Source organism: Saccharomonospora sp. NPDC046836, from assembly GCF_040645195.1.
Lineage (GTDB): Bacteria > Actinomycetota > Actinomycetes > Mycobacteriales > Pseudonocardiaceae > Prauserella_A.
In genome coordinates, this window is the sequence record NZ_JBEYXW010000010.1 from 75,443 (window position 1) to 94,425 (window position 18,983).

The 18,983-nt window shown below is 70.8% G+C and carries 25 protein-coding genes; 10 read left to right on the forward strand and 15 right to left on the reverse strand.

The window, feature by feature from the left end; genetic code table 11:
- The first annotated feature begins 7 nt into the window (after window positions 1–7).
- Window positions 8–919 carry a LysR substrate-binding domain-containing protein gene (locus tag ABZ863_RS14360; protein WP_358535200.1) on the forward strand — a complete coding sequence of 304 codons (912 nt, stop codon included), beginning with the start codon at window positions 8–10 and terminating at the stop codon, window positions 917–919.
- Here ABZ863_RS14360 and ABZ863_RS14365 read toward each other — a convergent pair.
- Both ABZ863_RS14365 and ABZ863_RS14370 read right to left on the reverse strand, forming a co-directional pair.
- Window positions 910–2,382: a leucyl aminopeptidase gene (locus ABZ863_RS14365; protein ID WP_358535201.1), complete on the reverse strand. Its 1,473-nt coding sequence runs from the start codon at window positions 2,380–2,382 to the stop codon at window positions 910–912. The two genes, ABZ863_RS14360 and ABZ863_RS14365, sit on opposite strands and share 10 nt — an antisense overlap.
- 74 nt (window positions 2,383–2,456) lie before the next feature.
- Window positions 2,457–2,624 (reverse strand): DUF3117 domain-containing protein, encoded by a 168-nt coding sequence (locus ABZ863_RS14370; protein ID WP_009152618.1) that lies wholly within the window; start codon window positions 2,622–2,624, stop codon window positions 2,457–2,459.
- A gap of 191 nt (window positions 2,625–2,815) precedes the next feature.
- Here ABZ863_RS14370 and ABZ863_RS14375 point away from each other — a divergent pair, with 191 nt between their 5' ends.
- Window positions 2,816–3,610, forward strand: a complete 795-nt coding sequence (locus ABZ863_RS14375) for an enoyl-CoA hydratase-related protein (RefSeq protein WP_358535204.1) — start codon at window positions 2,816–2,818, stop codon at window positions 3,608–3,610.
- A gap of 88 nt (window positions 3,611–3,698) precedes the next feature.
- Here the strand turns inward: ABZ863_RS14375 and ABZ863_RS14380 are convergent, their stop codons facing one another.
- On the reverse strand, window positions 3,699–4,868 hold the full coding sequence (locus tag ABZ863_RS14380; protein WP_358535206.1) for a C45 family peptidase: 1,170 nt from the start codon (window positions 4,866–4,868) through the stop codon (window positions 3,699–3,701).
- Between the two features lie 2 nt (window positions 4,869–4,870).
- Window positions 4,871–5,449: a GNAT family N-acetyltransferase gene (locus ABZ863_RS14385; RefSeq protein WP_358535208.1), complete on the reverse strand. Its 579-nt coding sequence runs from the start codon at window positions 5,447–5,449 to the stop codon at window positions 4,871–4,873.
- A gap of 82 nt (window positions 5,450–5,531) precedes the next feature.
- On the opposite strand from ABZ863_RS14385, the gene ABZ863_RS14390 reads away from it, so the two are divergent.
- Window positions 5,532–6,464 (forward strand): TetR/AcrR family transcriptional regulator C-terminal domain-containing protein, encoded by a 933-nt coding sequence (locus tag ABZ863_RS14390; RefSeq protein WP_358535210.1) that lies wholly within the window; start codon window positions 5,532–5,534, stop codon window positions 6,462–6,464.
- On the opposite strand, the gene ABZ863_RS14395 is transcribed toward ABZ863_RS14390, so the two are convergent.
- From ABZ863_RS14395 to ABZ863_RS14410, 4 genes are all read right to left on the reverse strand, one after another.
- The gene (locus ABZ863_RS14395) at window positions 6,434–7,003 is read right to left on the reverse strand and encodes a DNA-3-methyladenine glycosylase I (RefSeq protein WP_358535212.1); all 570 of its coding nucleotides are present in this window, start codon (window positions 7,001–7,003) and stop codon (window positions 6,434–6,436) included. The two genes, ABZ863_RS14390 and ABZ863_RS14395, sit on opposite strands and share 31 nt — an antisense overlap.
- On the reverse strand, window positions 7,000–7,452 hold the full coding sequence (locus ABZ863_RS14400; RefSeq protein ID WP_358535214.1) for an SRPBCC family protein: 453 nt from the start codon (window positions 7,450–7,452) through the stop codon (window positions 7,000–7,002). The genes ABZ863_RS14395 and ABZ863_RS14400 overlap by 4 nt, the downstream gene beginning before the upstream one ends.
- On the reverse strand, window positions 7,449–7,769 hold the full coding sequence (locus ABZ863_RS14405) for a DivIVA domain-containing protein (protein WP_358535216.1): 321 nt from the start codon (window positions 7,767–7,769) through the stop codon (window positions 7,449–7,451). Before ABZ863_RS14405 ends, ABZ863_RS14400 begins: the two co-directional genes overlap by 4 nt.
- 114 nt (window positions 7,770–7,883) lie before the next feature.
- Window positions 7,884–8,798 carry a glucosyl-3-phosphoglycerate synthase gene (locus ABZ863_RS14410; protein WP_358535218.1) on the reverse strand — a complete coding sequence of 305 codons (915 nt, stop codon included), beginning with the start codon at window positions 8,796–8,798 and terminating at the stop codon, window positions 7,884–7,886.
- 48 nt (window positions 8,799–8,846) lie between these two features.
- Here ABZ863_RS14410 and ABZ863_RS14415 point away from each other — a divergent pair, with 48 nt between their 5' ends.
- Window positions 8,847–9,515 carry a lysophospholipid acyltransferase family protein gene (locus ABZ863_RS14415; RefSeq protein WP_358535220.1) on the forward strand — a complete coding sequence of 223 codons (669 nt, stop codon included), beginning with the start codon at window positions 8,847–8,849 and terminating at the stop codon, window positions 9,513–9,515.
- Window positions 9,516–9,529: 14 nt separating this feature from the next.
- On the opposite strand, the gene ABZ863_RS14420 is transcribed toward ABZ863_RS14415, so the two are convergent.
- From ABZ863_RS14420 to dapE, 3 genes are read right to left on the reverse strand one after another with little or no spacing between them, the layout of a single operon-like run.
- Window positions 9,530–10,099: a TIGR00730 family Rossman fold protein gene (locus ABZ863_RS14420; protein ID WP_358535386.1), complete on the reverse strand. Its 570-nt coding sequence runs from the start codon at window positions 10,097–10,099 to the stop codon at window positions 9,530–9,532.
- Between the two features lie 13 nt (window positions 10,100–10,112).
- A complete protein-coding gene (locus ABZ863_RS14425) occupies window positions 10,113–10,898 on the reverse strand; it encodes a TIGR00730 family Rossman fold protein (protein ID WP_358535222.1) in 786 nt (261 codons plus the stop codon).
- Between the two features lie 16 nt (window positions 10,899–10,914).
- Window positions 10,915–11,991, reverse strand: a complete 1,077-nt coding sequence (dapE, locus tag ABZ863_RS14430) for a succinyl-diaminopimelate desuccinylase (protein WP_358535224.1) — start codon at window positions 11,989–11,991, stop codon at window positions 10,915–10,917.
- A 35-nt stretch (window positions 11,992–12,026) separates the two neighbouring features.
- Between dapE and ABZ863_RS14435 the strand changes: the two genes are divergently transcribed.
- Window positions 12,027–12,470, forward strand: coding sequence for a hypothetical protein (locus tag ABZ863_RS14435; protein ID WP_358535226.1), 444 nt, complete (start codon window positions 12,027–12,029; stop codon window positions 12,468–12,470).
- Between the two features lie 30 nt (window positions 12,471–12,500).
- A complete protein-coding gene (gene dapD, locus ABZ863_RS14440) occupies window positions 12,501–13,487 on the forward strand; it encodes a 2,3,4,5-tetrahydropyridine-2,6-dicarboxylate N-succinyltransferase (protein ID WP_358535228.1) in 987 nt (328 codons plus the stop codon).
- 32 nt (window positions 13,488–13,519) lie between these two features.
- Here the strand turns inward: dapD and ABZ863_RS14445 are convergent, their stop codons facing one another.
- The 4 genes from ABZ863_RS14445 to ABZ863_RS14460 form a co-directional block, all read right to left on the reverse strand.
- Window positions 13,520–13,693, reverse strand: coding sequence for a hypothetical protein (locus tag ABZ863_RS14445; protein WP_358535230.1), 174 nt, complete (start codon window positions 13,691–13,693; stop codon window positions 13,520–13,522).
- Between the two features lie 108 nt (window positions 13,694–13,801).
- Entirely contained in the window at window positions 13,802–14,893 is a 1,092-nt protein-coding gene (dapC, locus tag ABZ863_RS14450; RefSeq protein WP_358535232.1) for a succinyldiaminopimelate transaminase, read from the reverse strand.
- On the reverse strand, window positions 14,890–15,210 hold the full coding sequence (fdxA, locus tag ABZ863_RS14455; protein WP_358535234.1) for a ferredoxin: 321 nt from the start codon (window positions 15,208–15,210) through the stop codon (window positions 14,890–14,892). Before fdxA ends, dapC begins: the two co-directional genes overlap by 4 nt.
- 118 nt (window positions 15,211–15,328) lie before the next feature.
- Window positions 15,329–15,511, reverse strand: a complete 183-nt coding sequence (locus ABZ863_RS14460) for a hypothetical protein (protein WP_358535236.1) — start codon at window positions 15,509–15,511, stop codon at window positions 15,329–15,331.
- A 188-nt stretch (window positions 15,512–15,699) separates the two neighbouring features.
- On the opposite strand from ABZ863_RS14460, the gene cofD reads away from it, so the two are divergent.
- The 4 genes from cofD to ABZ863_RS14480 are packed head-to-tail and all read left to right on the forward strand — an operon-like array spanning window position 15,700 to window position 18,938.
- Window positions 15,700–16,695, forward strand: coding sequence for a 2-phospho-L-lactate transferase (cofD, locus tag ABZ863_RS14465; protein WP_358535388.1), 996 nt, complete (start codon window positions 15,700–15,702; stop codon window positions 16,693–16,695).
- A complete protein-coding gene (locus ABZ863_RS14470; protein ID WP_358535238.1) occupies window positions 16,688–18,025 on the forward strand; it encodes a coenzyme F420-0:L-glutamate ligase in 1,338 nt (445 codons plus the stop codon). The genes cofD and ABZ863_RS14470 overlap by 8 nt, the downstream gene beginning before the upstream one ends.
- Window positions 18,025–18,585: an NUDIX hydrolase gene (locus ABZ863_RS14475; protein WP_358535240.1), complete on the forward strand. Its 561-nt coding sequence runs from the start codon at window positions 18,025–18,027 to the stop codon at window positions 18,583–18,585. The genes ABZ863_RS14470 and ABZ863_RS14475 overlap by 1 nt, the downstream gene beginning before the upstream one ends.
- Window positions 18,582–18,938, forward strand: a complete 357-nt coding sequence (locus ABZ863_RS14480) for a GntR family transcriptional regulator (RefSeq protein ID WP_358535242.1) — start codon at window positions 18,582–18,584, stop codon at window positions 18,936–18,938. Before ABZ863_RS14475 ends, ABZ863_RS14480 begins: the two co-directional genes overlap by 4 nt.
- Window positions 18,939–18,983 lie beyond the last annotated feature (45 nt).

The window sequence follows — 18,983 nt, forward strand, 5'->3', positions numbered from 1 at the left end:
ACATACCGTGCTGGATGAATGGGAAAACGCCCGGTTCACCGCGGAACTCGCTCCGCAGGCGGCACTGCTGCGGGTGCTGAAGGTCACCGGCAACGTCACCCGCGCCGCGCAGGAGCTCGGCATCCCGCAGCCGACGGCGAGTAGGCGCCTGGCAGCCATCGGTGACCGGCTCGGCGCGCCCGTGACCATCGCCGACGGCCGCGGCATCCGGCTCACCAGGGCCGGGGCGCTGCTCGCCGATGCAGCCGAACGCGCCCTCGGCGTACTCGAGGGCGGGGTACGGCAGGCGCGCGAGGAGATCGATCCGGAACGTGGGCACGTGGTGCTCGGCTTCCTGCACCTGCTCGGCCGCTCACTGGTGCCGCGTCTGCTCAGGGATTTCCGGGAACGCCATCCGCATACCCGGTTCAGCCTCGTCCAGGGCTCTCGGCAGGACATGCTCGACCGGCTCGGCGCCGGCGAGATCGACCTCGCGCTGATCGCACCGCCGCCCGCGGACGAGGCGTTCGACAGCGTCGTCCTCAGCCAGCAGGAGCTGTTCGTGGCCGTACCGGCAGGCCACCGCCTCGCCGGGCGGGACCAGGTCCGGGTCGGCGACCTCGAACACGAGGTGTTCGTGCAGCTCGAACACGGCTACGGGCTACGCCAGATCACCGACGAGCTGTGCGCAGCTGCCGGATTCCGCCCCGCGATCGCGTTCGAGGGGCAGGAGTCCGACACCGTGCGCGGCCTGGTCGCGGCCGGCCTCGGGGTGGCGCTCCTGCCGAAGTTCGAGCCGGGCGCCCCGGCGGGCGTCATCGAGGTACCGCTGCGCCCCAAGGTCACCCGCGCGATCGGGCTGGCGTGGACCGCCGGGCACGCCCCGCCGGCCGCGGTGGCTGCCTTCCGGGACTTCGTCCGCGACCGAGCTCAGCTGTAGGACACAGCCAGCTCCACGAGCGTGCGTGCCGCGAACCCGGTGCCGCCGGGCACCACCTCGTTGTAGTTCTTCTCCGACCGGGCCGGGCCCGCGATGTCCAGATGGGCCCAGGGCAGGCCCGCGGTGAACTCGCGCAGGAAGAGCGCGGCGGTGATGCCGCCTGGCCCCGATGGTGCCTGCCGCACATCGGCGATGTCGCTGCGCACGTCGTCGGTGTGGTCCGCGAGCAGCGGCATGCGCCACCACTGCTCACCGGCCTGCTCCCCCGCGGCGTGCACACGCTCGGCGACCTCGTCGTCGCTGGCGAACAGCCCGCCGGTCCGCAGCCCGAGTGCGACCTTCATGGCACCGGTCAGCGTCGCGACGTCGACGATCGCGTCCGGGCGGAAACGCCGCACGCCGTAGGCGATCGCGTCGGCGAGCACCATCCTGCCCTCGGCATCGGTGTTGCCGACCTCGGTGGTCGTGCCGCCGTAGTGCCGCACGATGTCACCCGGCCGGTACGCCGAGCCGGAGACGTGGTTCTCCGCCGCCGGCACGAGTGCGGTCACCCGCACGCCCAACCGCAGCGCGGCGATCGCGCGCATGGCCGCGATCACCGCGCCGCCGCCGGACATGTCGGTCCGCATCAGGTGCATGCCGTCGGCAGGCTTGATCGAGATGCCACCGGTGTCGAAGGTGATGCCCTTGCCGACCAGCAGCAGGTGCCGCGTGGCGCCGCGCGGGCGGTAACTGAGTTCGATCAACCTCGGCGGGCTCGCCGAACCGCCGCCGACCGCGAGCACACCGCCGAAGGACTGCGCCGCGAGCCACTGCTCGTCGCGCACGGTCACCCCGAGCCCCGTCACCTCGTCTGCGATCTGCTCGGCCACGCCGGCAAGCCACGCCGGATCCTTCACATTGGACGGAGTGTTCGCGAGGTCACGCGCCAGCGCGGTCGCCGCCGCCAGCTCGCGCGCCCTGGCCACCGCGTCGGAGTACGCGGGAACGGCCCGCTCGTGCTGGGTCAGCAGGCGCACCGTGCGCACGGCAGGCTTCGGCTCGCCGGCACTGACCCGGTACCGGTACCCGCCCAGCAATACGCCCGTGGCGAAGGCGGCGTAGTGATTGTTGGAGACAGCGCCCGGCAGCTGCACGACGACCCGGCGCGGTGCCCGCCGTCCGGTGTCGGCCTCCGACTCGGCATAGGAGTTCGCCGCGCGAATGAACGCCGCTCCCGCCGCGCGGTACTGCTGCTCATCGCCGGCGCCGACACCGACGAGCCAGCGCGGGCCGTCGTCGCCGGGCACCAGGAGCACCTCACCCGCCTTACCGGTGGCCCGTACCGCACTGACCGCATCGGGGTACATCGAATCGCCGTCCGGCGAGATGACCACGGCGAGCGGTTCCCCGCGACGAGCGGTGTCACCGACCTCGATGTCGATCAACGGACTGGGAACGGACGGCAGCGGGGAGCGCGCCATCGGCAGCCTCCAGGCACACGAAGGGCGCCAGCCGGAGACGAGTCAACGCTGGCGGTGCGGTCGAGAGAAAGTAACTAGCTCGTGGCCTCCTGAAGGGCCGCACCGAGGTCCTTGGCTTCCTCGGCCGACAACTCGACGACGAGCCGCCCGCCGCCCTCGAGCGGTACGCGCATCACGAGGCCCCGCCCCTCCTTAGTAACTTCGAGGGGACCATCTCCGGTCCGGGGCTTCATGGCCGCCATAGCGTGCTCCCTCCGTCTGAACCAGCGCGCCCGGCTCGCGCTCGCCGAAGCAACCGGGTCACCACCATTGTCCCCTATCAGCCGACGGCGGCGAATGCGGACCGATCTTATCGTCGGCACATCGGCGCTGGTATGCGGCTCGCGGGGCTGTCAGACTCGCCGGGCGAGGTACTGACGACGAAGGGGTTTTCGTGACCACTGAGGATGTGCTGCTGCGTGCCGACACCGATGGCGTGCGCACCCTGACCCTGAACCGCCCCAAGGCATACAACTCGATGACGGTCGAGCTGAAGGAGCGGTTGCTGGCGGCACTGCGGGAGGCCGCGGCTGACACGAGCGTGCGGGCGATCGTGCTGACCGGCGCCGGCAAGGCCTTCTGCGCGGGGCAGGACCTCAAAGAACACGTCGGCCTGCTCCAGGCCGGCGACGAAGCGCCACTGCGCACCGTCGCCGACCACTACAATCCCATCGTGCGGGCGATCGTCGAGGCCCCCAAGCCGGTGATCGCGGCGGTGAACGGACCGGCCGCGGGCGCGGGCGCCGCATTCGCCTACGCCGCGGACCTGCGGATCGCGGCCAGTTCCGCCACCTTCCTGATGGCCTTCGCCGGCGTGGGGCTCGGCCCCGACTCGGGCGCCTCGTGGACCCTGCAGCGGCTCGTCGGCTACGGCCGAGCGGCGGAGCTGATGCTGCTGGGACGCCCGGTGGACGCCACCGAAGCCCTGCGGATCGGCCTGATCGCCGAGGTCGTGGCGGACGAGGATCTCACGGCGAAGGCGCACGAGGTCGCCGCGCAGCTGGCGGCGGGGCCGACCGCGGCCTACGCCGGCATCAAGCGGACGCTGTCGCTGGCCGCCGAGAGCACGCTCGCCGAGGCCCTTGCCGCCGAGGACGCCATCCAGACCGCTCTGGGCGGCACCGCCGACCACCGCGAAGCCGTGGAGGCCTTCGTCGGCAAGCGCAAGCCGAGGAGGTTGCGCGGATAGGGGCTGCCGTCGCGAGCGGGGATCAGCGTGGGAGCGCCGCGCTGGCCCCGCGCAGCAGGCATTCGCCCTATCCGCGCAACCTCGAACTTCACGGGACGGTGACCGCCGCCCCTGCCGAGAACGACAGTTCCTCGCTGTAGCGGGGTGCCCCGTCGGGGTCGTCGCCAAGGTAGAAGTGCGTCGACATCGTCCGGCTGCCGAGGTCGAGCACTGAGCGCCAGAGTGTACGTGCCGGGTAGTCCTGCGCGTTGGCGGCGGTGATCCGAACGGCGTCGAGCGTCTCACGCAGAGCGGTGCCGGACAGCCGCGCGCGGTCGGTGCGCTCGCGCAGTGTCCGGTAGCGCTGGTAGGTCAGCATCGTCTCGGCGTTGTCCTCGGGCAGCTGCGCGAGGTCGCGGTGCCGGTGTAGCAGATGGTTGGTGACGCACAGGGCCGCGTCGTTGGCGTCGATGATGTGCTCGACGCCGCCGCGTCCACGCTCCCAGACGAACGCATCCCCGCTGGCGTCCGCGACCAGGTAGTGCAGTGGCGTGCCGAGGTCGTACTGCTTGGTGCCGAGCAGAGCCAGCCTGGCTTCCTCGGCCGTGGCGCAGGTGTCGAGCAGGAACCGGGGCAGTTGCGTGCTGGACAGCCCCACCTGCGGGCCCGCCAGCTCGGGGGTGCCGGTGTTCTCGGCGTCGGCGATCAGTAGCGCGACGGCGAGCCCGTGCTCGTTGACACCCTCCATGCACCCGTCCAGCTCGTTCATGGTGAGCAGGGTCGTGGCAGGCCCGTCGTCGGGAACGCTCGTCAGTACGTAGGGCAGGGAGGCCATCGGCGGGGTGGTGTCCTCGACCTGCTCACCCGACATCAGCGCGAACAGGGCCTCGGCGCTGGTGAGGAAGAAGTCGTAGTTGCGGCCGATCAGACCGCGGCCCTCCTCCGTGAACGCGGGCGGGCAGAAGGTCACCGAGCAGGCGGACCCGTCGGGCAACCCGGTCAGCCCGTCGAGGAACACCGCATCGCTGCCGGGATCGACACCGGCCACGGCAGCGGCACCGCGCATGCGGGCGGCATGCTGCGGCCAGTTCCGCTCGAACCAGATCCGCCTCGCCCGCGCCCGCAGCGGCTCGGCAGGCAGCGGCTTCCAGGCGTAGGTGGCCATGGCGGCCTCGGCCTGCGCGCGGCCGATCTCGGTCTGGCTGCCGCGGCACGTCAGGTGCCGCACGGTCATGAAGTCGCCGTCGCCACCACCGGCGACGACCTCGTTCTCACTCATCGTCACTGTCCCTTCTCCTGTGTGCTGGGTTCACGCCACATCGGCCAGAGCGGCGGGCCGTCGGGCAGGGTGATCGGCTCGCCGGTGTCGCAGAAGCCGTGCCTGGCGTACAGCGGGCGGCTGCGGGCCGAGCTGGCTTCGAGATAGGCGGGCAGGCCCTCGGCGTCGGCACAGGCGAGTCGCCGCGCGAGCAGCTCACTGCCGAGCCCACGACCGTGCTGCGCCGGCGCGACCCCGAGGAACGGCAGGTAGAGGTGAGCCCGGTCGTGCGGGTGCCGCCGCCCGGCCAGCTCGGCGAAGGTCACCAGCCGCGAGACGTGCGGCGCCAGTTCGGGTGGCAGCTCCCCCTCGTCCTCCATTCCGGTCTCCCCCGCCGCCAGCCTCACCCACACGGCGACGGCGGCTCCGTCACCCGCCGTGGCCAGGTCGCCGGTGGCTGCCGAACGCCGGACCAGCGGAGCGAACAGGCGTGCCATCGCCGCCGGGCGGGTCGCGTCATCGGGGAACACCCACCGGCTGACCGGGTCGTGCTGGAACGCCGTCACCAGGACGGCGATGCTCTGCTCGTACTCGATCTCCATGCGTACAAAGTACCCAGGACTACCTGAACTAACCAAGAAAATGGGTGGATGACCCTACCTCGTGTACTAGTACACTCGGCACATGGAGCCGAGCATTCCGCCCTACCTGCGCATCGTGTCGGCCATCCGCGACCGCATCGCCGACGGCGAGCTGCGTCCCGGCGACCGGGTGCCGTCGGCACGACAGCTCGTCCGGGACTGGGGGGTGGCGATGGCGACCGCCACCAAGGCACTCGCCACCTTGCGTCACGAGGGGCTCGTGGAAGCCCGCACCGGCGTGGGCACCGTCGTTCGCACGGGCAGGCGCCCACCGCAGGCCACGCAGAGGGCAGCGACTGCCGAGGCCACGCTGACCAGGCAGCGCGTTGTACGTGCCGGCATCGCGGTGGCCGACGCCGAGGGGCTCGACGCGCTGTCCATGCGCAGGGTCGCAGCAGAGCTGGGCGCGGGGGCGATGTCGCTGTACCGCCATGTCGCGGGCAAGCACGAGCTGGTGCTGCTGATGGCCAGGGCCGTGTTCCGCGAGCTGCCGCTACCCGACCAGAGCCCCGAAGGCTGGCGGGCGCGGTTGGAGCTGGTCTGCCGCATCCAGTGGGAGCTCTTCCGGCGCCACCCGTGGCTTGCCTCACTGATCTCCGTGACCCGGCCGATGCTGATGCCGGAGGCCATGGCGCACACCGAATGGACCCTCGACGCACTCGGCGAGCTCGGGCTCAGCGAGCGCGAGCGGGCACGGGAGGCAATCACGCTGCCGGCCTTCGTGCGGGGGCTCGCGCTGTCGGCCGCCGCCGAGGCCGATGCAGAGCGGCGCACGGGGCTGACCAACCAGCAGTGGTGGCATTCGCTGGAGCACGAGGTCGGCGCACTGGTCGGCTCGGGGCGGTTCCCGCAGCTCGCCCGGTTCCCCGGCGACGTGATCCACGACGTCGATGCGCTGTTCGCGCACGGCCTCGCCCGCCACCTCAACGGACTGGAAGCGGCGACTCAGCGCGCGCGGAAGCAGCCCACAACGTGATCGTCAACCATGCCCGTGGCCTGCATCAGTGCGTAACACGTGGTCGGGCCGACGAAGGCGAAGCCGCGCTTCTTGAGTTCCTTGGCCATCGCCTTCGACTCGGGCGACACCGCGGGTACATCGGCCATCGTGGCAGGCCGGACCCGATCGCCGGGGTCCGGCGCGAACGACCACAGCAGCGTGTCGAGCGGCACGTCCAGCTCGGCGATCGCCCGCGCATTGCGGATGGTGGCGAGGATCTTCGCCCGGTTCCGCACGATCGAGGCGTCACCGAGCAGCCGTGTCACGTCATCGTCTTCGAACGCGGCCACCTGCTCCGGCTCGAACCCGGCGAACGCCTGCCGGAATCCCTCCCGCTTACGCAGGATCACCAGCCACGACAGCCCCGACTGGAACGCCTCCAGTGACAGCCGCTCGAACAGCGCCACGGCGCCGTGCAGCGGTATTCCCCATTCGGTGTCGTGGTAGGTCACGTAGTCCGGCGCCGAGTTCCCCCAGCCACAGCGGGAAATCCCGTCGGAACCCACCAGCACGTTCATCCACCCACCACATACGACTCGGCGAAGCGCGCGAAGTTGCGCAGAGACTGCCGCAGGCCGAGCGAGAACGCCGGCCTCACGAACGGCCAGCCGAGACGACCGACCAGCCCGAAGGGCAGGTCCAGCTGCTCGGACCAGATGCACACCGACCGCTGCGGCCCGCGGTCCTGCACGTGGAACGCACCCGTCCCGCGGACGACCGAGCCGAGATGCCGCACCGTGCACCGGATCGGCGGCTCCCAGCTCGTGATCTCCATCGTGTCGGTGACACCGACAGCGCCGACACCGGTGAACGCCTCCAGCCGCGAGCCGACGCTGCGGCCGTTGCCGGACACCACCCGCACGTCGGTGCGCAGCATCCACTCGCGCTGGCGCTGCCAGTCGGTGAGTGCGAGCCAGGTCGTCCCTGCGGGAGCGGCGATGCCGACCGAGACGACGAGGTCCGTCACGGTGAGGCCTCGTGCCCGGTGCGCTGCGCCAGCTGCTTCTCCAGGTCGGCGACCTGGCCACGCAGGCCGTCGAGCTCGGCACCGAGGCGCGAGAGCACCCAGTCCACCTCGGACATCTTGTACCCGCGTAGCACGAGCTGGAACTTCACACCGCTCACGTCGGAGCCCGTGAGGTCCTCCGCGGGCAGCCGCGTTGGCGAACTGCCGGGGGCCAGCGGCGCGAGCTCCTCGCCACGCCCGAAGACGACGGCCGCCAGCAGGAACACCACTGCCGCCACGAGCAGCATGACGACGAGATAGATGAGCGCGGTGGTCACGCACCGATCGTGGCACACCTTCGTATTGCGGGGGCGACCCCCGCACCCCCCACGGCGCGAGCTCGTCACCTTGGCGGGCGCTGGTTGCTTGATGTGGTGACCAGCGCCCGGCTGTCAGTGTTGGGCTAGCGCCTCGCGCAATGGCGGCCGGTCCGTCAACGGCACCTCGTTCGGCTGCGGAAGCCATTCACCGGCGACCTGCGTGAACTGGGTCAGTCCCGCATCACTCGCCGGGATGCCGCAGCGAGCCAGTGCCGTGCCCAGTATCTCCCGTGCCATGACGCCGAGCTGCAGCAGCGAGCGGTTGCGGTGCTTGCGCACGCCGAGGTTGACCTGGGCGAGCGCGTCGATGCCGTACCGGGCCTCGGCGTCGAGCAGCAGCCCGATCTCCACGCCGTACCCGGTGGCGAACGGCACCGACTCCAGCAGCTCGCGGGTCGCCGCGTACTCACCGCCCAGTGGCTGCACCAGCCCTGACAACGTGGGCCGCAGTGCCGCGAGCAGCGGTCTGGCCATCAGCTCGGTGACCCGTCCACCGCCGGTGCCCAGCTCCGCCGACTCCAGCCGCAACGGTCTGCGGTAGAAGCCCTTGACCAGGTGCACCCCCTGCTCGCATACAAGGGGGCCGAGCAGCGCCGGAACGAATCCGGGGTCGGGGTCGACGAGGTCGGAGTCGAGGAACACCACGACGTCACCGCTGGTGGCGGCCAGCGAGCGCCACAGCACCTCGCCCTTGCCCGGCAGCGGCGACCAGTCGGGCAGGACCTCCTCGCGGCGCACCACCCGGGCGCCGGCACGCGCCGCGACCACGCAGGTGTCGTCGGCGGAGCCGGAGTCGACGACCACCAGCTCGTCGACCAGCGAGCCGAGCAGCGGACGGATGGACGCCACGACCGTGCCGACCGTGCCCGCCTCGTTCAGCGCGGGGAGCACCACGGACACCGATCGCGTGCCCTTCGCCCTCCGTAGCTCCCCGACCGTCCACTGCGGACTCTGCCAGGTGCGCCGGCTGAACCACCGCTCGTCCATGGCACCCGATCGTGCCATGCTGGCTGAGGACCCCGCTGGAGGAGAGACGTGTTACACCTGCTGATCCGCCGTGTTCTCGCACCGCTCGCCAGGCTCATCTACCGCCCGGTCGTGTTCGGTGCGGAGAAGGTGCCACTGGACGGGCCGGTGATCCTGGCCTCCAACCACCGCTCGGCGGCGGACACCGTGGTGATCCCGATCGTCACGCCGCGGCGGGTGGCCTTCCTGGGCAAAGCCGAGTACTTCACCGGCAAGGGGTTCAAGGCCCGGTTCGTCGCCGCCTTCCTGTCGGCGCTCGGGTACGTGCCCGTCGAGCGGGGCAACGCGGCGGCAGGCCTGGCCGCACTCGGTGCGGCGCGCAAGGTACTCGACGCGGGCGGCGCCTTCGGCATCTACCCGGAGGGCACCCGGTCACGGGACGGCCGCCTGCACCGCGGGCACACCGGCGTCGCCGCGCTCGCGCTGGCCACCGGCGCCCGTGTGGTTCCGGTGGCCCTCATCGGCACGGAGAAGCTGCTGCCGGTCGGCAAGCTGGTACCGCGCCTGACGAGGGTCACCGTGCGCTTCGGCGACCCGCTGGACTTCTCCCGCTACGACGGGCTGGCGGAGTCACCGGCCATCCGTCGTTCGGTGACCGACGAGATCATGTACGCGATCATGGAGCTGTCGCAGCTGGAGTACGTGGACGAATACCACAAACCACCGAAAGCCGCCTAGTTATTCGGGGAGCGTTAACCCGCCCACTTGTTGATCGGGATCGCCTCGTGCGCGGCGAACGCGTCGAGGAGGGTGATCGGGTCCGAGTCGATGGTGATCAGCCCCCGGCTGCGGGTGTTGAGAAAGCCCTCGGCGACCATGTGCTCGATGAACTCGGCCAGCTTGGTGTAGTAGCCACCGGCGTCGAGCAGGCCCACTGGCTTGGCATGCAGACCGAGCTGGGCCCACGTCCACACCTCGAACAGCTCCTCCAGCGTGCCCGCGCCACCTGGCAACGCCACGAACGCGTCGGCGAGGGCGGCCATCTTCGCCTTGCGCTCGTGCATGTCCTCCACGACGTGCAGCTCGGTGAGGCCGTGGTGGGCGATCTCCACACGCATCAGGTGCTTCGGGATCACCCCGATGACCTCACCGCCAGCGGCCAGCGTGGCGTCGGCGACCGCGCCCATCAGCCCGACGCTCGCACCGCCGTACACCAGGCCGATACCGCGCTCGGCGAGCAGCGCTCCCAGGGCCGCGGCTCCCTCGGCGTACCCGGGATCGTGGCCCGCCGAGGAGCCACAGAAGACACAGAGCCGTCGCACAGTGTTCACCACGTTAATGAGCGTCCTCCCACGCCTTGTACGCCTCGAGCACCACACCCACCGCGTCGTCGATGTCGTCGGTGAGGTGCAGCAGCGCGGCGTCCTTCTCGCCGATCTTGCCCTCGGCGAGCACGGTCGTGCGGACCCATTCGTAGAGCCCGCCCCAGTACTCCGTGCCGAACAGCACGACCGGGAACTTCGTGACCTTCTTCGTCTGGACGAGGGTCAGCGCCTCGAACAGTTCGTCCAGTGTGCCGAACCCACCTGGCAGGCAGATGAACGCCTGCGCGTACTTGATGAACATCGTCTTGCGGGTGAAGAAGTACCGGAAGTTCACCCCGAGGTCGACCCACGGGTTGAGGCCCTGCTCGAACGGCAGCTCGATGCCGAGGCCGATCGAGAGTCCACCCGCCTCCGAAGCGCCCCGGTTGACCGCCTCCATCGCCCCGGGGCCGCCGCCGGTGATCGCCGCGAAGCCGGCGTTGGCCAGCGCCGTGCCGATGTCGCGGCCCAGCTGGTACTCGGGGTGGTCGCGCGGCGTGCGTGCGGAGCCGAACACCGTCACAGCGCGTGGCACCTCGGCGAGCGCGCCGAAACCCTCGACGAACTCCGCCTGGATCCGCAGCACCCGCCACGGGTCGGTGTGCACCCAGTCGCTCGGCCCCCGCGAGTCCAGCAGGCGCTGGTCGGTCGTGGATTCCTCGTCCTGCCGCGCCCGGCGCAGCACGACAGGGCCGCGGTGGCGCTCCGGCGGGTGCTCGGCGTCACCCTCGGTGTTCTTGATCACCTGGTCAGTCACAGCGCCCAGCCTAGAGTCACGGCGCCAGAAACGATCTGAGCACCTCGGTGACCCGATGGATCTCGGCGGCTGCGACGTGTTCCTGCTGCGTGTGTGCCAGCGTCGGATCGCCGGGGCCGAAGTTCACGGCAGGCATGCCGAGCGCGGCGAACCGGGCCACGTCGGTCCAGCCGAGCTTCGCGGCGGCGGTGCCCCCTGCCGCGGTCACCAACTCCGCGGCGGCAGGCGCCGACAGACCGGGCAACGCACCCGCCGAACTGTCGACGACGGTCACGTCGAAGCCGTCGAACACCTCCCGCAGGTGTTGCTCGGCCTGCTCCGGGGTGCGGTCCGGCGCGAACCGGTGATTGACGGTGAGTACCGCCGCGTCGGGAACGACGTTGCCGGACACCCCGCCGCCGACACGCACCGCCTGCAGGCCCTCGCGATACGTCAGCCCGTCGATCTCGACGACCCTCGGCTGGTACTCGGCCAGCCGGCGCAGCGGTTCGCCGAGCGCGTGAATGGCGTTGCGGCCCATCCACGCCCGCGCGGTGTGCGCCCTGGCACCGGTCGTGGCGAGCTCGATGCGCATCGTGCCCTGGCAGCCGGCCTCGATGACCGCGTTGGACGGTTCCCCGACGACGGCGAGGTCACCACGCAACCACTCGGGCAGCTCGCGCTCGATCCGGCCGAGCCCGTTGCGGACCGCCTCGACCTCCTCGCAGTCGTAGAACACGAAGGTCACGTCGTGGCGTGGCTGCGGCAGGGTCGACGCGAGGTGCAGGAAGACCGCGTCACCGCCCTTCATGTCCACCGTGCCGAGTCCGTGCAGCACCTCGTCCGCGCCCGAACCGGTGCGGGTGTGCGGCAGGTTGTCGTTGACCGGGACGGTGTCGAGATGTCCGGCGAGCACCACGCGGGACGGCCTGCCGAGGTCGGTGCGCGCGAGGACCGCGTCGCCGTTGCGGACGACCTCCAGCTGCGGGGCGCAGGTGCGCAGCGCCGCCTCCACGACGTCGGCGATCTCGCGCTCTTCCCCGGAGACACTGGGGATGTCCACCAACGCGGTGGTGAGGTCGACAGGGTCGGCACGCAAATCGAGCGAGGGCATGCGCGCACCGTATCGCCGGTGCGTACGGTGAGGGTGTGCGCACCCGAGCTGTCCTCGCAACCGTCGCAGGCGCCCTGATCCTGTTGCTGCCTGCCTGCTCGAGCGAGGCAGGCCCGACACCGAAGGCCGGGGCGCCCGACCCCGGTCCCGCCGCACTGCGGGTGAAGCTGGACGCGCTGAGCGTCGACGTGTGCTTCCGCACTCCCTCGGAGATCGCTCCGCCGAGCTGCCAGAAGTACGTCACCCAGCTCGGGAGTGTGCCGAGCACCGCGGAGAAGTACGCGGGCACCGAGCATCCACAGCTGGTGGACGCCGCGCGGCAGCTCGGCGCCGCCATCAACGCCTACCGCGCGAACGGCTGCGAGAACGCGGGTGGCAATGCCAAGTGCACACAGACACTGGTCGACATGTCGACCGCGCTGGGTGAGGTCAAGACCCGCGTGGCGAGCCTGCCCGCGGTCACCGGCCAGCCGGGTTGACGGGCCATCAGCCGGGTTACGGTATCGACTGTGAGTGAGCAGACCCCGATCCCTGAAACGACCGGCGCGACCGGTGTCGGACTGGCGACCGTCACACCCGGCGGCACGGTGCTCGACACCTGGTTCCCGCACCCGAAGCTGACGACCGAGGACAGCGGCACCGGCACGGAACGGCTGTCGCGCGAGGAGACCGCCGAGGTGCTCGGCGACGCCGCGGCCGCGCTGCTCGGCGTGGACGACGCCCGCGGGGTCGAGGTCGTCGCGGTGCGCACCTCGATCGCCTCGCTGGCGAAGGCACCGGCCGACACCCACGACGTGTACCTGCGCCTGCACCTGCTCTCCCACCGGCTCGTCCAGCCGCACGGGCAGAACCTCGACGGCGTGTTCGGCCTGCTGGCCAACGTCGTGTGGACCAACCACGGCCCGTGCCCGGTCGAGGGCTTCGAGGCCACCCGCCTGCGGTTGCGCACGCGGGGACCGGTCACCGCGTACAGCGTCGACAAGTTCCCGCGGATGGTCGACTACGTCATGCCGAGCGGGGTCCGCATCGGCGACGCCGACCGCGTCCGGCTCGGCGCCCACCTCGCCAATGGCACCACCGTCATGCACGAGGGGTTCGTGAACTTCAACGCAGGCACGCTCGGCGCCTCGATGGTCGAAGGGCGCATCTCCGCCGGGGTCGTGGTGGGCGACGGCTCCGACATCGGTGGTGGCGCATCGATCATGGGCACGCTCTCCGGCGGCGGCAAGGAAGTGATCTCCATCGGCGAGCGCTGCCTGATCGGCGCCAACGGCGGTGCCGGGATCTCACTCGGCGACGACTGCGTCGTGGAGGCCGGGCTGTACGTCACCGCGGGCACAAAGGTGGTCGTCGAGGGCAAGTCCGTGAAGGCACGTGAGCTGTCCGGCATCTCGGGCGCGCTGTTCCGCCGCAACTCGACGACCGGTGCGGTCGAGGTCGTGGCCCGCACCGGCGACGGCATCGAGCTCAACGCCGCCCTGCACGCCAACGACTGACCGCGCGCGCTGGCCTCGCCATGCCGGCGAGGTCAGCGCGCGGGCCGTTGTCGTTGCTGCTGCCGAAGGCGCCGCCACGCCAGCTTGTAGGGGTCGAGTTCGAGCACGCGGCCCAGCCTGATGTCGACGCGGGCGGTCGTCAGGGCGCGCCGGGCCTCCTGCCTGTCGATGTCGTACTCCCGGCACTGGGTGAAGAACCGCTCCAAGGCTCCTCCGTTGCGCGAGGTGTCCGTGCCTGCGCAACTGAAACCCCTGCCACCCGGTCGCGTGACGCCCGTACAGGGGAGACGAGCGTCACACCGTTAGCGGTGTGATCAGCTCGCGAGTCGCTCCGCCGCGGCGTTGATGCGCTCATCGGTCGCCGTCAACGCGATCCGCACGTGTTGCCCGCCGGCGGGACCGTAGAAGGTGCCGGGCGCGACGAGGATGCCCCGCTCGGCGAACCAGCCGACGGTCGCGGCGGTCTCCTCCCCGCGCGTCGCCCACAGGTACAGACCTGCCTCGGAGTGGTCGATGCGGAATCCGCTGTCCTGCAGCGCCTTGCGCAGCACGATCCGCCGCGCCGCATACCGCTCCCGCTGCGCCAGCAGGGCGTCGTCATCGGCGAGTGCGACGGTCATGGCCTCCTGCACCGGCCGCGGCACGATCATGCCCGCGTGCTTGCGGACCTCCAGCAGCCGCCGCACGAGCGCCGGGTCACCGGTGACGAAACCGGCCCGGTAGCTCGCCAGGTTCGCCGACTTCGACAGTGAGTGGACCGCCAGGATGCCGTCGAGGTTGCCGTCGTGGACGGCGGGACTCAGCACCGACACGGGATCGGCGTCCCAGCCGAGCGCGAGATAGCACTCGTCCGACACCACGACGGTGCCGCGGTCCCGTGCCCATTCGACGACCTTGCGCAGGTGCTCGACGCCGAGCACGCGTCCGGTGGGGTTGGATGGCGAGTTCAGCCAGATCATCGCGGGCCGCCGCGGGCCGACCGCGAACAGGCTGTCCGCACGCAGCACGGTCGCGCCGGCCAGCAGCACGCCGACCTCGTAGGTGGGGTAGGCCAGTTCCGGGATGACGACGATGTCGTCCGGTCCCGCGCCGAGCAGCGTCGGCAGCCAGGCGACCAGCTCCTTGGAGCCGATCGTGGGCAACACCGATTCCGGGTCGATGCCCGCGATGCCGTGTCGCCGCCGCAGGGCCTCCACCGCGGCGGCACGCAACTGGGGCGTGCCATGCGTCGTCGGGTAGCCCGGAATGTCCGATACCGCCGCAAGCGCGTCACGTATGGCGGGCGCTACCGGGTCGACCGGGGTGCCGACAGACAGATCGACGATCCCGCCGGGATGCGCCTTGGCCCGCGCGGTGGGACCGGCCAGCGAGTCCCAGGGAAAGCCGGGGAGTTCGACGCGGGTCATTCGCCCTGCGGGGGAAGGTCCTTGATCCACTGCGGGTCGTGGCTGGTCTTGCCGACCTTCGACGCACCGCCGGGCGAGCCGAGCTCGTCGAAGAAGTCGACGTTCGCCTTGGTGTAGGCGGACCACTCGTCGGGGACGTCGTCCTCGTAGTAGATGGCCTCCACCGGACAGACCGGCTCGCAGGCTCCGCAGTCGACACACTCGTCGGGGTGGATGTAGAGCATCCGCTCGCCCTCGTAGATGCAGTCGACGGGACACTCGTCGATGCATGCCTTGTCGAGCACGTCGACGCAGGGCTCGGCGATCACGTAGGTCACTGCGTTCTCCTGCTGTTTCTGTGGTCTTGCCCGTTCACGGACATTACGCGGTCCCGGCAGGCATCCTATGCGCAGGCCACCCTTAATGGGTGAGCGCAGCGCTTAAGTCCGGCTGCACTCAGTGCCGGTCCTTCTTGGGCGGATTGCGCATGTCACCGGTCACGACGAAGCGCGGCCGCTCAGTGCGCTCGGCGGCGTCCTCGGCGTCGGGCTCCTTGGCGTTCACGGCGCGGTTGAAGCTGTCGGCGATCTCCCGCACCAGGTCTGCGTTGTGGCGATCGTCCTTGCGCGCGATGCTCATCGGCATTCCTCTCTGCGCTTTTGTCACCAATCTAGTCGTGAATGACGCCGAACGGCTCGAGCACGCAGGTACCGGTGAAGGCGCCTGTGAAGACGGTGTGTGACGTCACACACGCGCAGCGCATTGCTCTCGGTTTCGGCGAGCATCACCGCTACCGCGACCGGATAGGCGTGGAAAGATCCGATGCTGTGAACGTTGTCGTTGTAGTCGGCGGGGTGGGCGGCGCCCGGTTCCTGCTCGGCGTCAAGGCCGCCCTCGGGTTGCCCCCGGTCGGCGAGGCGGAGGATTCGCCGCACCAGATCACCGCGCTGGTCAACACCGGCGACGACGTCTGGCTGCACGGCCTGCGCATCTGCCCCGATCTGGACACCTGCATGTACACGCTCGGCGGGGGTATCGACACCGAGCGCGGCTGGGGACACGCTGGTGAGACGTGGACGGTGAAAGCCGAGCTCGAGGCGTACGGCGCCGAGCCGACGTGGTTCGGCCTCGGCGACAAGGACATCGCCACACACCTGATCCGCTCCCGCATGCTGCGGGCAGGCTACCCGCTCTCCGCGGTGACCGAGGCGCTGTGCCAGCGGTGGCGTCCCGGTGTGCGGCTGCTGCCGATGACCGACGACCGGGTGGAGACCCACGTCGTCGTCGACGACCCGGACAACAGGGGGCAGCGCAAGGCACTGCACTTCCAGGAGTGGTGGGTGCGTTACCGCGCCGAGCTGCGTGCGCATTCGATCGTGCCGGTCGGTGCCGACGAGTCGGCACCGGGTCCTGGGGTGCTGGACGCCATTGCCGGCGCCGATGCCGTGCTGTTCGCACCGTCGAACCCGGTGGTCTCTGTCGGCACCGTGCTGTCGGTGCCCGGCGTGCGCGAGGCCATGCTCAAGACGGCGGCCGGGATCGTCGGTGTCTCACCGATCATCGGCGGCAAGCCACTGCGTGGGATGGCCGACGCATGCCTGAGCGCGATCGGTGTCGAGACCTCCGCCGAGGCCGTCGGCAGGCACTACGGCTCACGGCAGACCTCCGACGGCCTGCTCGACGGCTGGCTGGTTCAGGCGGGCGAGTCGGTGGACGTGCCCGGTGTCGCGGTGCGTGCCGTACCCCTGTTGATGTCCGATGTGGACGCCACGGCCAAGATGGCACGCGCCGCGCTGGAGCTGTCTGGAGTGGACGTTGACTGACCACGCCGCGCCCAGGCTGGAGATCATCCCCGTCGCGGGTCTTCCCGAGTTCGCCCCCGGCGACGATCTGACCGGCGCCATCGCCGCTGCCGTGCCGTGGCTGCGCTCGGGCGACGTCGTGGTGGTGACCAGCAAAGTGGTCTCGAAGATCGAGGGCAGGCTCGTCACCGTCCCGCGCGAGCCGGAGGCCAGGGACGCGGCGCGCCGGGAACTGATCGAGCAGGAGTCGGTGCGCGTCCTCGCCCGGATCGGGCGTACCGCGATCACTCAGAACCGCAACGGGATCGTCCAGGCCGCAGCCGGTGTCGACGCCTCCAACGTGGCACTCGACAAGATCGCGCTGCTGCCTGCCGACCCGGACGCCTCGGCGCTCGCCCTGCGCAACGGCCTACGCGAGCGGCTCGGTGTGGAGGTCGCCGTCGTCATCACCGACACGATGGGGCGCGCGTGGCGGGTCGGCCAGACCGACGCGGCCATCGGCTCCTCCGGCCTGCGCGTGCTGCACTCCTACGCTGGCGAGGTCGACAGCCAGGGCAACGAGCTGGCTGTCACCGAGGTCGCGGTGGCCGATGAGCTCGCGGGTGCCGCCGATCTGGTCAAGGGCAAGCTCGGCGGCACACCGGTGGCGATCGTGCGCGGACTCGAGATCGGCGACGCCACCGCGACCGCCAAGGACCTGGTGCGGCCGGTCGACGAGGACCTGTTCCGCCTCGGCACGAACGAGGCCATCGCGCAGGGCAGGCGTGAGGCGGTGCTGGTGCGCCGTTCGGTCCGGGAGTTCAGCGGCGAGCCGGTGGACCCGGCGGCTCTGCGCAGGGCTGTCGGGGCGGCGCTGACCGCGCCGGCACCGCACCACACCCACCCGGTCCGGTTCGGCTGGCTGCGCAACCGGCCACAGCGGGTGAAGCTGCTCGAAGCCATGCGCGATGCGTGGCGAGCCGATCTGGCGGCTGACGGCTTCACCACCGAGCAGATCGCCCGTCGGCTACGCCGCGGCGACATCCTGTTCAACGCGCCGGAGGTGGTGGTGCCGTTCCTGGTCGCCGCCGGCGCGCACACCTATCCCGACGCGCGACGCAATGCCTGCGAGCACACGATGTTCACGGTCGCGGGCGGAGCAGCCGTGCAGGGACTCCTGGTGGCGCTGGCCGCCGAGGGCCTCGGCTCGTGCTGGATCGGCTCGACGATCTTCTCCGCCGACGTCGTCCGGCAGACGCTCGGGCTGGCCGAGACATGGCAACCGCTGGGAGCCGTCGCGATCGGACACCCGGGACAACCGCTCGCGCCGCGGGAGCCGCGCGAGCTCACCGATGGGTTGGTGGAGTTCTAGTGCCGGGGACGCTGCACGCGAACGCTTTGTCCACTCTGGACGCATGGCGTCCGCTGGTCGCGAGCCAGGAGGCCCTGCGGCAGAGCTATCTCGGCTTCCTCACCGCACGTGCGGACGCGTGTGTGCGGGCATGCGAGCCGGGGCACCTCACGGCCTCCGCGGTCGTCCTCGACGAGCCGGGCGAGCGTGTGCTGCTCACCCTGCATCCGCGGGTGGGCCGGTGGCTGCAGCTCGGCGGGCACTGCGAGGCAGGCGACACATCACTGGCCGCGGCCGCGCTGCGAGAGGCGACCGAGGAGTCGGGAATCGCGGGCTTGACGCTCGACCCGGAGCCACTGCAGCTGGACGTCCATCCGATCACCTGTTCGCTGGGCGTGCCCACGCGGCATTTCGACGTTCGCTTCCTGGTGCGGGCGCCACGGGACGCCGAGCCCGTCGCGAGTGACGAGTCGGACGATCTGGCCTGGTGGCCCGTGACTGCCCTGCCACCAGGCAGCGAGGACCTCACCGAGCTCATCGCCGCAGCGCTGGAGCGTGCATCGGTGGTACACGCGCCATGATTGTTCAGGTGGACAGCACGTCGAAGGTGCCGCCGTACGAGCAGGTCCGTTCCGAGCTGGCCAGGCAGATCAACGACGGCACGCTCGCGGTGGGCACCAAGCTGCCGACCGTGCGCAGCCTCGCCGCCGATCTCGGCATCGCGCCGAACACGATCGCCCGTGCCTACCGTGAGCTCGAGGAGGCCGGCCTGATCGAGACCAGGGGCCGCGCCGGGAGCTTCGTCGGCGCCTCCGGTGACGAAAGCCGCCGCCGCGCCGGGGAGGCCGCCGTCGGCTACGCCGACACCGCGCGCCGCCTTGGCCTATCGACCGACGAAGCGCTGGCGATCGTCACAGCGGCCCTCCGGCAGTAACACCGCGCGAGTCCCCCGCCCAGGCACGCGAGTCCCCCGCCCAGG